Origin of the sequence: Caballeronia novacaledonica (genome assembly GCF_900258035.1) — a bacterium.
GTDB classification, from domain to species: Bacteria; Pseudomonadota; Gammaproteobacteria; order Burkholderiales; family Burkholderiaceae; genus Caballeronia; species Caballeronia novacaledonica.
This window is the reverse complement of the sequence record NZ_OGTP01000008.1, coordinates 192,304-205,108: the sequence shown is the minus strand read 5'-3', so window position 1 is coordinate 205,108 and position 12,805 is coordinate 192,304. Positions and strand designations below refer to the sequence as shown.

Genomic DNA, 12,805 nt, shown 5'->3' with positions numbered 1-12,805 from the left:
GTACGTGCGCGTTCAGGTTAGCCGGGCATGCGGAGTGCTAAGGAAAGAGGGCGCGATGATAGACTTGAAAGCCTTGCGGCGCTGGTCGTCGGCGCCGCCCGAACATCACGAAAACAGAAACGAATGAAACGATTCTCGATGATCCGCGATTTCCACCTGGCCGACTGGTTCACGCTGGGTAATGCGGTGTGCGGCACGGGCGCGCTGTTCTCGTCGATGTCCTATCTCGACGATTCCGACGTGCTGCATATCTATCTCGCCTGCGCGCTCGTGTTCGCCGCGCTGGTCTTCGACGTGCTCGACGGGCGCATCGCGCGCTGGCGTCAGAAGGCGTCGCTGCTGGGCAAGGAACTGGATTCGCTCGCCGACGTGATCTCGTTCGGCGTCGCGCCGGCGATCATCGGCTATGGATTCGGCATGCGCGGACTGTATGACCGCGTGGTGCTGGCGTACTTCGTCGCGTGCGGCGTGTCGCGTCTCGCGCGCTACAACGTGACGACCGAAGAGATGTCGGGCGGCGCGGGCAAGGTCACGCATTTCGAGGGCACGCCCATTCCGACGTCCTTCGTCATCGTGCTGCTGCTGACCGTCGGCGCGTGGTCCGGCGCGATCGGCGAGAGCATGTGGCTCGGGACGTGGCGCATCGGCGGCTTCACGCTGCATCCGCTCGTGCTGATCTACGCGATTTCCGGGTCGCTGATGATCAGCCGCATTCGCATTCCCAAGCCGTGACCGCGTGAATCGGCGGAGCGGCTTCAGGCCCGCCGATGGCGGCCGACGAGAATGAAATGCGCGAGCGCGACGAGCGGAAACGCCGTAGCGACGGTCGCGACGAGCGTCCAGCCGCCGTGCTCGTACAGCGGGCTCGCGAACGCCGAGCCGAACGCGCCGCCCACGAAGATGCTCGTCATGTACACGGCGTTCAGCCGGTTGCGGCTCGCGGCGTGCAGCGCGTAGATTTCGCGCTGGCCGAGCACCATGTTCATCTGCACGGCGAAATCAAGCACGATGCCCGTCACGACGAGCGCGCCGACGCCCCACGCCGGATGGATCACGACCGGCAGATACGCGAGCGCCGCGAGAATCAGCGCGATGAACGTCGCGCGCACGGTGTGCCCCGCGTCCGCGAGACGCCCGGCGATCGGCGCGGACGTCGCACCCGTCGCGCCGATGAGCGCGAAAATGCCGATTGCCGTCTGCGAGAGACCGTAATGCCGCGTCAGTTCGACGGGAATGCCGGTCCAAAACAGGCTGAACGACGCGAACATCAGCGCCTGATACAACGAGCGATGCCGCAGCACCGGCATCGTTCGCACGAGGTGGCCGAGCGAGCCGATCAGTTCGAAGTACGTCGCCTGATGGCTCGGCTGCCGGCGCGGAATGGTCAGCGCGAGCACGGTCGTGATGCCGATCATCAACACGGCGGCCGCGCCGAACATCGCGCGCCAGCCGAAGTGGCCCGCGACGAGACTCGATATCGGCCGCGACAGCAGAATGCCGAGCAAAAGGCCGCTCATGATGGTGCCGACCACCTTGCCGCGCGATTCGTCCGGCGCGAGATGCGCCGCGAGCGGAATCAGGATCTGCACCGCCACCGACGAAAAGCCGATCATCAGCGAAATTACGAGAAACCAGCCGGGCGTGTGCGTGAACGTGGCGGCCGTGAGGCTCGCGATCGACACGAGCGCGGTCGCGATCATGAGCTTGCGGTTTTCGAGCAGATCGCCGAGCGGCACGATGAAGAACAGGCCGAGCGCGTAGCCGATCTGCGTGAGCGACACGATCAGGCTCGCCGTGCCGCCCGCCATGTGCAGATCGGGCGCGATGAGTTCGGTGATCGGCTGCGCGTAGTACAGGTTCGCGACGATCGCCCCGCAGCAGAACGCGAAGAGCGCGATCAGTCCGCGCGTGAGCTCGACGCGCTTGCCGCCGTCGAGCGGGGTCGATGTTGGAGTCGACATGTGTGTTCCTGAAGTGGCAGAACGGGACTATACGGTTTTGCCGCGCAACGCGCTCGATACGCCGTTGCCCGGTTTCGTCGTAAGAAATCAAACCTATACGTACATATGATTTCGCGGCCGTGACCCCATGCGTAAGATGAGTTGCAATCAAGCGGCGGACCCGTCCCAAGCCCGCCGACAATCACGCACGGTCCAGGACAACGCCTTGCAATCGCCTTTTAGAGTTTCCGTGATCGACGATGACGAATCCGTCCGCGTCGCTTCCTCCAGCCTGTTGCGCTCGCTCGGCTGGGAAGTCAGCCTGTATTCGTCGGCGGAAGCGTTTCTCGACGCCGATCCGCTCGACGGCCTCGCGTGCATCATCACCGATCTCGACATGCCCGGCATGTCCGGCCTGCAGCTTCAGCAGCGTCTGCGCGAACTGAAACCGGACGTGCCGGTCATGTTCATCACCGCGTTCGCTTCCGATGCCGCGCGCCGGCAAGCGCTCGACGGCGGCGCGGTGTGCTTTCTCAGCAAGCCCGTCGATGGAACCGCCGTCGCCGATTGCCTGGAACGCATCAAGCAAGGCTTTTGGAAGGATTAGAATTCATTGCGTCGTCCGGCTGGCGCGCTGTGCTCAGTAGCCGCGCGGGCCGCGATATCTTCAACGAACGTCTTATCGAACGCTCATGACCATGCCGCCTTCCCCGGCGTCCGGCCGGCCGTGATGGAGACATTCCAGAGCGCGCCGCGCGCGGTGCGTCACGATACGCGCATCGTGTGGATGCTCGCGGCGGCCATCGCGCTCGTCGTGTTTCTGATCGACGCGCTCACGCCGCTCGATATCGCCATCGCGGTGCTGTATGTGGTCGTCGTGCTGCTCGTCGCGTCGACGGGCAATCGCACCGCGACCGTCTCCACGACGTGGGGCTGCGTCGTGCTCACGCTCGTCGGCTTCATTCTCTCGCACGACGAAAACGTGTCGGGCGGCGCGCTCGCGCGCTGCGCGGTGAGCCTGCTCGCGATCGGCACGACCGGCATCCTGTCGCTGCGCAATCAGTCCACGACGACCAAGATGCAGGAGCAGCTCGAACTGCTCAATCTCGCGCACGATGCGATCGTCGCGCACGACATGAACGACCGCATCACGTTCTGGAATCGCGGCGCGGAAGCGCTGTACGGCTGCCCGGCGCGCGAGGCGATCGGCCAGCCGATTCAGCGCATGACGCAGTCGCACTCGCCCGTGCCGCACGCGGAGATTCGAACGACGCTGCTGCGCTCGGGCCGGTGGGACGGCGAGGTCACGCGCGTGCGGCACGACGGCAGCGAGATCGTGATCGCCAGCCGCGCCGCGTTGCTGCGCGACGCGAAAGGCATGCCGCGCGCCGTGCTCGCGACGAGCAACGACATCACGCAGCGCAAGCGCATGGAAGCGGAACTGCAGCGCCAGCGCGACGCGCTCAAGCGCAGCGAAGCGTTTCTGCTCGACGCGCAATGCCTGTCGCGCACCGGCAGCATCGCGACGCGCCTGCCCGCCGGCACGATGTGGTGGTCCGACGAGGCGTACCGCATCTTCGATTACCCGCGCGATCTCGAGCCGTCCATCGACGCGATTCTCGCGCGCACGCATCCCGACGACATCGCGATCGTGCGCGGCGCGCATGAAGCGGCGATCGGCGGCGCGAGCGATATCGACGTCGAGCATCGCCTCTTGTTGCCCGATGGCTCGGTGAAGCACGTGCATTTCGTCGCGCATCGCGCATCGACCGAAGCCGACGGCGACGAATACGTCGGCGCGCTGATGGACGTCACCGACACCAAGCTCGCGCAGGAAGCGCTCGCGCGTTCGACCGCCGAGCTTGCGCACGTGACGCGCGTGACGATGCTGGGCGAACTGGCGGCATCCATCGCGCACGAAGTCACGCAGCCGATGGCCGCGATCGTCACGAACGGCGACGCCGGTTTGCGCTGGCTCGATCGCGCGCAGCCGGAAATCGCGGAAGCGCAGCAATCGATCACGCAGATGATCCGCGACGCCAAGCGCGCGAGCGAGGTCATCGCACGCATTCGCGCGATGGCCAGAAAGCGCGACAGCCAGCCCGCGACGCTCGACGTGAACGAGATCGTCTGCGAGACGATCGAGCTCGTGCGGCGCGAGCTCGAACGTCATCGCGTGGACGTGCGTGCGGAACTCGCGTCGCCGTCGCCCACGGTGCAGTGCGATCGCGTGCAGTTGCAGCAAGTGCTCATCAATCTGATCATGAACGCCGCGCAGGCGATGTCCGGCGTGAACCGGCCGCGCGTGCTGCGTATCGCGACCGGCGCGAGTCCGGGCGACGAAGGCTATGCGCAGATCACCGTGCAGGATTCCGGCACGGGCATCAGTGAAGAGAACGCGCGCCGTCTCTTCGACGCGTTCTTCACGACGAAGGCCGAAGGCATGGGCATGGGTTTGTCGATATGCCGTTCGATCATCGAGGCGCACGGCGGCAGGATATGGGCGGAGTCGCCCGGCGAAGGCGGCGCGCGCCTGCGCTTCGTGCTGCCCGAAAACAAGGGGGGAGACGATGAGCATTGACAAGGACACGAAGACGAACGCGGCGATGGTCTACGTGGTCGACGACGACGATTCCATGCGCGACGCACTCCGTTCGCTGCTGCGCTCGGTCGGCCTGAACGTGACGACGTTCGCGTCCGCGCACGAGTTTCTCGCGTATGACATGCCCGAGGTGCCCAGTTGCCTGATCCTCGACGTGCGGCTGAAAGGGCAGAGCGGCCTCGCCGTGCAGGAGCAGATGGCCGCGAGCCAGCTCGGCCTGCCGATCGTCTTCATGACGGCGCACGGCGACATCGCGATGACCGTGAAGGCGATGAAGGCCGGCGCCAGGGATTTCCTCGCGAAGCCGTTCCGCGATCAGGACATGCTCGATGCCGTCGCGCAGGCGCTGGAGGCCGACGAGGAGCGGCGCGCCGCGAGCCGTTCCGTCGCGGACTTGCGGCGCTCGTACGACTTGCTGACGCCGCGCGAGCGCGAGGTCATGGCGTTCGTCGTGTCGGGCCTGATGAACAAGCAGATCGCGGCGGAGATGAACCTGAGCGAAATCACGGTGAAGATTCATCGCGGCCAGGCGATGAAGAAGATGGCGGCGCGCTCGCTCGCCGATCTCGTGCTGAAGGCGGAAGCGCTCGGCGTGAAGATGCCGCAGGGCGCATCGACGCCGTCGCGGGCGCAGCGGCTGTAGCGCGCGGTTATCGGCGCGGCTTCCTCGCCGACGATGCCGCTTCCTCGGCGAGCGCGATGCGCTCCAGCGGCAATTCGGTGTCGTATCCCGCGCGATGGAGCGCGCGCCAGTCATGCGGCGCGTTCATTGAGTACCACGCGCCGAACGCTAGCACGGCCGCGCAGCCTGATAACAACATGCGTGTCGATGTATCGCCCATGATGCGCTCCCATTGCGTGACCATGACGTCAGCTTAGAGACGCGCACGCGCGCCGGCCATTCTACGAACGACTCGGCGCGCTCATACCAACGTGTGATGCGCGGCTGCGCATTACCAGCCGCGTCCGCGTTCGCCGAGTGCGGCGACAGCCTGCTCGTCGTTCGCGACGGCTTCCCCGTCGCGTCCCGAGAACCGATAGCTGCCGCGTTCTTCCGATTTCGCTTCATAGAGCGCGGCATCGGCGCGCTTCAACGCGCTTTCGAACACTTCGCCCGGACGCGCCAGCGCGATGCCCACGCTCACGCCCACCCGCACCGTCTGCCCGCACGCGAGCGCATAGGGCGCGGACAGCTCGCGGATGATCTTGCGCGCGAACACGGCGTTCGACGCATCCCCGATGTAGGTCGCGACGATCGCGAATTCGTCGCCGCCGAGGCGCGCGGCCAGTTCGCCGTGACGCATCGCGTTGCGCAGGCGGTCGGCGACGAGCTTCAGCAGATCGTCGCCCGCGTTGTGGCCGTGCGTGTCGTTGACGCGCTTGAAGCCGTCGAGATCGACGTACATCACCATGACTTTTTCGCGGCCCGCGCCGCCCGCCATCAGACGCTCGGCGTGATCGCCGAGATAGCGGCGGTTCGGCAGGCCCGTGAGCGAATCGTGATGCGCCCAGTGCAGGATCTTCGCCTCGGCCTTGCGGCGCTCCGTCACGTCCTCGATGATGATCACCGCGCTGCCGTCCGGCACCGGATTGCGGCTCAGTTCGAGATGCCGGCCGTCGCGCAGCGGCAGATCGAGCCGCAGGTTGCCCGCTTCGAGCCATTGCGCGCAGCGCTCGGAGAACTGCGCGCGCAGGGTGTCGCCGAACTTCGCCACGCCGACATAGCCGATGAACTCCGGCAAGGACACGTTCAGCCGCAGCATTTCGACGGTCGCGCCGAACAGCTCCGCCGACTTGCGATTCGCGATCACCACCTTGCCCGACGCATCCACGGTGCACAGACCGTGCGGCACGTGCGCGAGCGCCGCGTCGAAACGCGCGGCGATTTCGGCATGACCCTGTTCGGCGGTCATCAGCGCGACGAGGCCGCGATAGTGACGCTGCACGACGGCGCACATCGCGGCGATGTAGAGAAAGAGCGGCGGCACGAGAATCCAGTAGCCGGACGGCCCGAACAACCCGCCGACGCCGATCGGCAGCGCGCCGAGACACACTTGCGCGACCGCCAGATGCGGAGTTCCGGCGTTGCGCGACGCGATGCCGCCGAGCAGGCCCGCCGTCACCATGATCGCGAGCGAGGCGAGCACGGCGTCGCCGGAAATCACGCAGGCCATGGTGCCGAGGCCGGACACGAGGCACGTCAGGAGCGCGAACGGCGCGTAGCGCGCGGCCCACGGGCCGGGATGCGGCGCGCTCGGGCGGCTCAGCGCGCGATAGCGGCCCACGATGGACAAACGCGCGGCGAGCAGGAGCAGATCGGCGGCGACCCAGAGCATCGCCCAGAGCGTTTGCTGGCGGCCGAGCGCGATCATCGCGACGAACGCGCTGGACAGGCCGGAAAGCAGGAGCGGGCGGACATCCTCGACGAGTGTCGACAGCAGCGACGCGCGAATCGCGGCCGTGATGCGCCCGTTCTCTGTCGCCGGCGTGGCCAGAATCGAATCGATCAAGGACGGATTGCCTGACATACGGAAGACCGGGCCAGCGAGAGGACGAAAACAAGGCGGCGGCGATGCCGTCACCGCCGGTAGTCGTGTATACGGCCGCGTCTGCACAAACTTTAGGCGCTCGTCACCGATTATTCGCCCGGAGCGCATTCTGACTTTCCTTCTGGCCGGATTATGCTTTTCGCCAGAAATAGTAATCTTGCGGGCACACCTTTCAGCCAAACGCCGGCGCGCGGGTTTTGCCTCATCGAAACCTTTCGATTCAAGGGCGATCATGAACGGATGTCCAGCGCGCGACCCGGCGCGGACGTCGTCGGCGAAGAACGAAAGCGCAGCATCGTCGTAAAGATGGCCACAGAAACCGTCGTGCGAAACATAAATGGAGACGTCATGGACACGAACTCTCTCTCACCGGGTGCCAAAGGCGAGTCGCACGCCGAGCACCGGAAACAGACGAAGAAAGCCACCGCGAGCGGCTGGATCGGCTCCGCGCTCGAGTACTACGACTTCTTCATCTACGCGCAGGCCGCCGCGCTCATCTTTCCGCAGCTTTTCTTTCCGTCGGGCAATCCGAAAGTGGCGATCGTCGCATCGCTCGCGACTTACGGCGTCGGCTATGTCGCGCGGCCGATCGGCGCGTTCGTGCTCGGCCATTTCGGCGATACCCACGGCCGCAAGACCGTGCTCGTGCTGTGCATGTTCCTGATGGGCTTCTCGACGATGGCAGTCGGCCTGTTGCCGACGTATCACAGCGTCGGCATGCTCGCGCCGGCGCTGCTCGTGATCCTGCGGCTGGTTCAGGGCTTCGCGGTTGCAGGCGAAATCTCGGGCGCGAGCTCGATGATTCTCGAGCACTCGCCGTTCGGCCGGCGCGGCTACTTCGCGAGCTTCACGCTGCAAGGCGTGCAGGCCGGGCAGATTCTCGCCGCCGCCGTGTTCCTGCCGCTCGCCTATTACATGCCGGAGGATTCGTTCAACGCGTGGGGCTGGCGCATCCCGTTCCTGCTTTCGGCGATCGTGCTGGTCGCCGGTTACATCATCCGCCGCGAAGTGCACGAGACGCCCGCGTTCGAGAAGGAAGGCGAAAAGGGCGCGGTGCCGCGCTCGCCGATCGTCGATGCCTTCAAGTACAACCTCGGCGACATGATCCGCGTCGTCTGCATGGCGCTGATGAACGTGATTCCCGTGGTCGCGACCATTTTCGGCGCGGCGTACGCGGTGCAGGCGGCTTACGGCGTCGGCTTTCACAAGAGCGTGTATCTGTGGATTCCGGTCGTCGGCAATATTCTCGCCGTCGTGGTGATTCCGCTCGTCGGCAATCTTTCCGACAAGATCGGCCGCAAGCCGCCGATCATCGTCGGCGCGATCGCGTCGGGGCTGCTCTCGTATCTGTATCTTTATGCGATCAGCATTCACAACGTCGGCATGGCGATCTTCGCGTCGCTGCTGATGTGGGGCATCGTCTACCAGGGCTACAACGCGATTTTCCCGAGCTTCTATCCCGAACTCTTCCCGACGCGCACGCGCGTTTCCGCGATGGCGATATCGCAGAACGTCGGCACGACGATCACGGCGCTCCTGCCCGCGCTCTTCGCGACCGTCGCGCCGCCGGGATCGACGAACATTCCGTTCATGATCGGCTCGATCACGCTCGCCGTCACGATCATCTCCGCGATCGCGGCGTGGAGCGCGCGGGAGACGTATCGCATTCCGCTCAGCCGGCTCGGCGAACGCGACGCGCGGCCGGTCGAGAAGTCCGAGTACGACCGTCTGCGCGCGGAATCGATCGCGAACGCGCGCGCTTCCTGAGGTTCATTTCCCCAACTGGTTTTTCTCACGGCGGCGCGCGGCTCGCGCTGTCCGCGTGCCTTCGCGCGCGCTCTTTTATCAACCCGGTGAATTCAAGTGAATACAGACTCATCCAGAACACGTATCGCGGTGGCGGGCGCGGGCTATATCGGCCAGGCGCACATGGGCGTCGCGCAGGCGAGCGCGACGTGCACGCTTTCCGCCATCGTCGATCCGGCTCCGGCGGCGGCGGCCATTGCTGAGCAAGCGGGCGTGCCGCTCTACAGGACGCTCGACGAACTGCTCGCGAAGGATCGCCCGGACGGCGTCGTGCTCGCGACGCCGAATCAGTTGCACGTGGAGCACGCGCGCATCTGTCTCGCGGCCGGCGTGCCGATGCTGCTGGAAAAGCCGATCGCGCCGACGGTCGATGAAGCGCAGGCGCTCGTCGATGAAACCGAACGTTCGGGCGTCAAGGTGCTGATCGGCCATCATCGCGCGCATAGCCCGATCATGGCGCGCGCGAAGCAGGTGATCGACGAAGGGCGGCTCGGCAAGCTCGTCGCGGTGATGGGCAGCGCCGTGTTCTTCAAGCCCGACGAGTATTACGCCAGCGCGACCTGGCGGCGCGAGCCGGGCGGCGGACCGATTTTGCTCAACATGATTCACGAGGTGCACAACCTGCGCATGCTGTGCGGCGATATCGTCGCGGTGCAGGCGTTCGCTTCGCATGCGACGCGCGGCTTTCCCGTCGAGGACACCGTCGCGATCAATCTGCGCTTCGCGAGCGGCGCGCTCGGCACGTTCATGCTGTCCGACACGGCCGCGTCGCCGCGTAGCTGGGAGCAGACGTCGCAGGAGAACAAGGCCTATTCGACCTATCCCGACGAAGACTGCTACGTGATCGCGGGCACCTTCGGCTCGCTTTCCATTCCGACGATGCGTCTCAAGACCTACGCACGGGCCGAAGACCGTTCATGGTGGAAGCCGTTCGAGGAAAGCATCGTGCCGATGCGGCGCGACGATCCGCTCGCGCATCAGATGGAGCATTTCGGGCGCGTGGCGCGCGGGGAAGCCGAGCCTATTGTCAGCGCGCGCGACGGGCTGCAGAATCTGCGCATCACCGAGGCCATCGCGCTCGCCGCCACGAGCGGCAAGATCGTCGAGACCGCCTGAATTTTCAATTCCCCTTCCAGTTCAAGGAAATCACATGGCAAAGATCCTGACGCTGCACGGCGTCAACCTCAACATGTTCGGCAAGCGCGACCCGAAGCAGTACGGCACGGCGACACTTGCGCAAATCGACGAGCAAATGGCCGCGCTCGGCAAGGAGCTGGGCGTGGAGGTGGAGTGCTACCAGACGAATATCGAAGGCGAGATGTGCTCGCGCATTCATCGCGCGTTCGAAGAAAAGGTCGATGCCATCGTGATCAACGCCGGCGCGTGGACGCACTACAGCTACGCGATCCGCGATGCGCTCGCCATCGTGACGGCGCCGATCATCGAAGTGCACATGTCGCACGTTCACGCGCGGGAAGAGTTCCGCCACAAGTCGGTGTTCGCGGAAATCGCCAAGGGGCAGATTTCGGGCTTCGGCGTGGATAGCTATCTGCTGGGCTTGCGCGCGGCGGTCGCTGCGATCGGCGCGGGCAAATAAGACGGAAAGGACACTGCTTTCCGATGCTTCTCCGGCGAGGCGTGTGAGCGCCTCGCCGATGTCACCGGGTCAGAGCGAACGGCCGAAGTCCTTCGACGCATGTCGGACCGGCTCGTGGTCGCGCTGCACGCGCAGCGGTTCCGGATTGCGCTGCGCCGCGCCGCGGATGAACAGCACCGCGCAGATCGCGCAAATTCCCCAGACCGCGGCGATGATCGTCAAGTAGCTCATTTCCTTCTCCCCGATGCTCCGGGCGCGGGCGGCTCGTGCCGTCACCGCTGCCCGCCTTCCGTTAGCCCTGTTGGTCCTTACGCCTGCGACGCGGGCAGCGCCAGCAAACGTCCGATCAGCTCTTGCGCGAGCGCATGCTGCTCGGTGATGGTCACTGCATCGTCGGCGGTGGCGTCGCGCTCGCCGCGCAACTTGCCCGCGAGGCGCATGATGTTGTCCGACGCCGACTGCAGCGCGCGCAGCAATTCGGCCTGCGTCGCCGCGCTGTCCTGCGATCCTTCGGCGAAACACGCTGCCGTGCGATGCGGCTTGGCGTTTCCTTCCATCGTCTGATACATGGCGACCCCGTCGTGAGTGGATGATGCGATTCTCCCGCCGACGCGCCCCAAGCAATTCTCCGAACAACACCTGATTCCGGCCTCAAATCGTTTGTTGTGCGGTTCCGTGATCGGCACGCGCGCTGCGGAAGGTCCGCCCATCAAGGCTTCTCGGGTCGCCGGGCGGTAAAATCGCAGATCCGTGCAGAGATAATCGGCCTTTTTTGCAGCGGCCTGTGGGGTCATCCGCACGAAAAAACAACAGTTTTTATCCCAGAAATGGCCCGTAAAGTCGGACGAAACGACTTGATCGATCGTTCGGTCATACGAGAGCGGTAATTTTTTCGGTTTCACGCAGGCATGGACATGATTTCAGGCAATACGAACGAACCACTCAGGCGCGGCCTCAAGAGCCGTCACATCCAGTTGATCGCGCTCGGCGGCGCGATCGGCACGGGGCTTTTTCTCGGCGTCGCGCAGACGATCAAACTCGCCGGCCCGTCCGTGCTGCTCGGCTACGCGATCGCCGGCCTGATGGCGTTTTTCATCATGCGGCAACTGGGCGAGATGATCGTCGACGAGCCGGTCGCCGGTTCCTTCAGCCATTTCGCCGACAAATACTGGGGCCACGCCGCCGGCTTCATCTCCGGCTGGAACTACTGGGCGATCTACATCCTGGTGAGCATGGCGGAGCTCTCGGCCATCGGCATCTACATGCAGTACTGGTGGCCGGGGCTGCCGGCGTGGATACCGGCGCTCGGATGCTTCGTCATCGTCAATGCGATCAACCTGACGAGCGTGAAGTCCTACGGCGAGACGGAGTTCTGGTTCGCGATCGTGAAAGTGGCGGCGATCGTCGGGATGATCCTGTTCGGCGGCTATCTGCTCGCGTCGGGCAAGGCGGGGCCGGAGGCGAGCATCACGAACCTGTGGCGGCTCGGCGGCTTCTTCCCGAACGGCGTGCACGGACTCGTGATGTCGATGGCCGTCATCATGTTCTCGTTCGGCGGGCTGGAACTGGTCGGCATCACGGCGGCGGAAGCGGAAGATCCGTCGCGCAGCATTCCGCGCGCGACCAATCAGGTCATCTATCGCATTCTGATTTTCTATGTCGGCGCGCTCGGGGTGCTGCTCGCGCTGTATCCGTGGGACAAGGTCGCGAGCGGCGGCAGCCCGTTCGTGCTGATCTTCCGCGAAATGAACAGCACGCTCGTCGCGAACGTGCTCAACGTGATCGTGCTGACGGCCGCGCTGTCCGTGTACAACAGCGGCGTGTACGCGAACAGCCGCATGCTCTACGGTCTCGCGCAGCAAGGCAACGCGCCGCGCGCGCTCCTGAACGTGAGCGGGCGCGGCATTCCGCTCGCGGCGCTGGCGGTGTCGGCGTTCGTCACGGCGGCCTGCGTCGTCATCAACTACGTGATTCCGGGACGCGCGTTCGGCCTTCTGATGGGCCTCGCGGTGTCGGCGCTCGTCATCAACTGGGCGATGATCAGCATCATCCACCTCATGTTCCGGCGGCAAAAGCGCGCGAGCCATGCAACGACGTCGTTTCCGAGCTTCGGCCATCCGTTCACGAACTACATCGTGCTCGCGTTTCTCGCGGGCATCGTGTGGGTCATGTACGAGATTCCGGACCTGCGCCTGTCCGTCTGGCTGATCCCCGTGTGGCTGGCCGTTCTCGGAATCGGCTACTATCTCAAAAAAAGAGGCGATGACGCGACGCGCGCCAACCGCCTGCAATCTCGCTGATCTCTCGTCCT

Annotated in this window: 13 protein-coding genes; 8 read left to right on the top strand and 5 right to left on the bottom strand. The window is 65.0% G+C overall.

The window, feature by feature from the left end; all coding sequences use genetic code 11:
• Positions 1–123 precede the first annotated feature (123 nt).
• On the top strand, positions 124–732 hold the full coding sequence (gene pssA / locus NOV72_RS14490; protein WP_106855281.1) for a CDP-diacylglycerol--serine O-phosphatidyltransferase: 609 nt from the start codon (positions 124–126) through the stop codon (positions 730–732).
• 23 nt (positions 733–755) lie between these two features.
• Here the strand turns inward: pssA and NOV72_RS14485 are convergent, their stop codons facing one another.
• Positions 756–1,961, bottom strand: a complete 1,206-nt coding sequence (locus NOV72_RS14485; protein WP_106855280.1) for an MFS transporter — start codon at positions 1,959–1,961, stop codon at positions 756–758.
• Between the two features lie 229 nt (positions 1,962–2,190).
• Between NOV72_RS14485 and NOV72_RS14480 the strand changes: the two genes are divergently transcribed.
• From NOV72_RS14480 to NOV72_RS14470, 3 genes are all read left to right on the top strand, one after another.
• Complete coding sequence (locus tag NOV72_RS14480; protein ID WP_106855279.1) at positions 2,191–2,547, top strand: response regulator transcription factor; 357 nt, start codon at positions 2,191–2,193, stop codon at positions 2,545–2,547.
• 123 nt (positions 2,548–2,670) lie between these two features.
• Complete coding sequence (locus NOV72_RS14475; protein ID WP_106855278.1) at positions 2,671–4,521, top strand: PAS domain-containing sensor histidine kinase; 1,851 nt, start codon at positions 2,671–2,673, stop codon at positions 4,519–4,521.
• Positions 4,511–5,185 (top strand): response regulator transcription factor, encoded by a 675-nt coding sequence (locus NOV72_RS14470; protein WP_106855277.1) that lies wholly within the window; start codon positions 4,511–4,513, stop codon positions 5,183–5,185. Before NOV72_RS14475 ends, NOV72_RS14470 begins: the two co-directional genes overlap by 11 nt.
• A gap of 7 nt (positions 5,186–5,192) precedes the next feature.
• Here NOV72_RS14470 and NOV72_RS14465 read toward each other — a convergent pair whose 3' ends face one another.
• A complete protein-coding gene (locus tag NOV72_RS14465) occupies positions 5,193–5,408 on the bottom strand; it encodes a hypothetical protein (protein WP_106855276.1) in 216 nt (71 codons plus the stop codon).
• An 87-nt stretch (positions 5,409–5,495) separates the two neighbouring features.
• The gene (locus tag NOV72_RS14460; protein ID WP_106855275.1) at positions 5,496–7,070 is read right to left on the bottom strand and encodes a sensor domain-containing diguanylate cyclase; all 1,575 of its coding nucleotides are present in this window, start codon (positions 7,068–7,070) and stop codon (positions 5,496–5,498) included.
• Positions 7,071–7,439: 369 nt separating this feature from the next.
• On the opposite strand from NOV72_RS14460, the gene NOV72_RS14455 reads away from it, so the two are divergent.
• From NOV72_RS14455 to aroQ, 3 genes are all read left to right on the top strand, one after another.
• Positions 7,440–8,858 (top strand): MFS transporter, encoded by a 1,419-nt coding sequence (locus NOV72_RS14455; RefSeq protein WP_106855347.1) that lies wholly within the window; start codon positions 7,440–7,442, stop codon positions 8,856–8,858.
• A 96-nt stretch (positions 8,859–8,954) separates the two neighbouring features.
• A complete protein-coding gene (locus tag NOV72_RS14450) occupies positions 8,955–10,013 on the top strand; it encodes a Gfo/Idh/MocA family protein (protein WP_106855274.1) in 1,059 nt (352 codons plus the stop codon).
• 34 nt (positions 10,014–10,047) lie between these two features.
• On the top strand, positions 10,048–10,494 hold the full coding sequence (gene aroQ / locus NOV72_RS14445) for a type II 3-dehydroquinate dehydratase (protein ID WP_106855273.1): 447 nt from the start codon (positions 10,048–10,050) through the stop codon (positions 10,492–10,494).
• A gap of 69 nt (positions 10,495–10,563) precedes the next feature.
• Here the strand turns inward: aroQ and NOV72_RS32300 are convergent, their stop codons facing one another.
• Both NOV72_RS32300 and NOV72_RS32775 read right to left on the bottom strand, forming a co-directional pair.
• Positions 10,564–10,725 (bottom strand): hypothetical protein, encoded by a 162-nt coding sequence (locus NOV72_RS32300; RefSeq protein WP_181291044.1) that lies wholly within the window; start codon positions 10,723–10,725, stop codon positions 10,564–10,566.
• A 77-nt stretch (positions 10,726–10,802) separates the two neighbouring features.
• A complete protein-coding gene (locus NOV72_RS32775) occupies positions 10,803–11,396 on the bottom strand; it encodes a hypothetical protein (RefSeq protein WP_245933046.1) in 594 nt (197 codons plus the stop codon).
• A gap of 12 nt (positions 11,397–11,408) precedes the next feature.
• On the opposite strand from NOV72_RS32775, the gene NOV72_RS14435 reads away from it, so the two are divergent.
• Positions 11,409–12,794: an amino acid permease gene (locus NOV72_RS14435; RefSeq protein ID WP_106855346.1), complete on the top strand. Its 1,386-nt coding sequence runs from the start codon at positions 11,409–11,411 to the stop codon at positions 12,792–12,794.
• The last annotated feature ends 11 nt before the right edge of the window (positions 12,795–12,805 follow it).

Bases quoted from the DNA above. Each gene is read 5' to 3' on its own strand.
- pssA (WP_106855281.1), top strand. From the start codon at position 124: ATGAAACGATTCTCGATGATCCGCGATTTCCACCTGGCCGACTGGTTC.
- NOV72_RS14455 (WP_106855347.1), top strand. From the start codon at position 7,440: ATGGACACGAACTCTCTCTCACCGGGTGCCAAAGGCGAGTCGCACGCC.
- aroQ (WP_106855273.1), top strand. From the start codon at position 10,048: ATGGCAAAGATCCTGACGCTGCACGGCGTCAACCTCAACATGTTCGGC.
- NOV72_RS32300 (WP_181291044.1), bottom strand. From the start codon at position 10,725: ATGAGCTACTTGACGATCATCGCCGCGGTCTGGGGAATTTGCGCGATC.
- NOV72_RS14465 (WP_106855276.1), bottom strand. From the start codon at position 5,408: ATGGTCACGCAATGGGAGCGCATCATGGGCGATACATCGACACGCATG.
- NOV72_RS14435 (WP_106855346.1), top strand. From the start codon at position 11,409: ATGATTTCAGGCAATACGAACGAACCACTCAGGCGCGGCCTCAAGAGC.
- NOV72_RS14470 (WP_106855277.1), top strand. From the start codon at position 4,511: ATGAGCATTGACAAGGACACGAAGACGAACGCGGCGATGGTCTACGTG.
- NOV72_RS14485 (WP_106855280.1), bottom strand. From the start codon at position 1,961: ATGTCGACTCCAACATCGACCCCGCTCGACGGCGGCAAGCGCGTCGAG.
- NOV72_RS14460 (WP_106855275.1), bottom strand. From the start codon at position 7,070: ATGTCAGGCAATCCGTCCTTGATCGATTCGATTCTGGCCACGCCGGCG.
- NOV72_RS14475 (WP_106855278.1), top strand. From the start codon at position 2,671: ATGGAGACATTCCAGAGCGCGCCGCGCGCGGTGCGTCACGATACGCGC.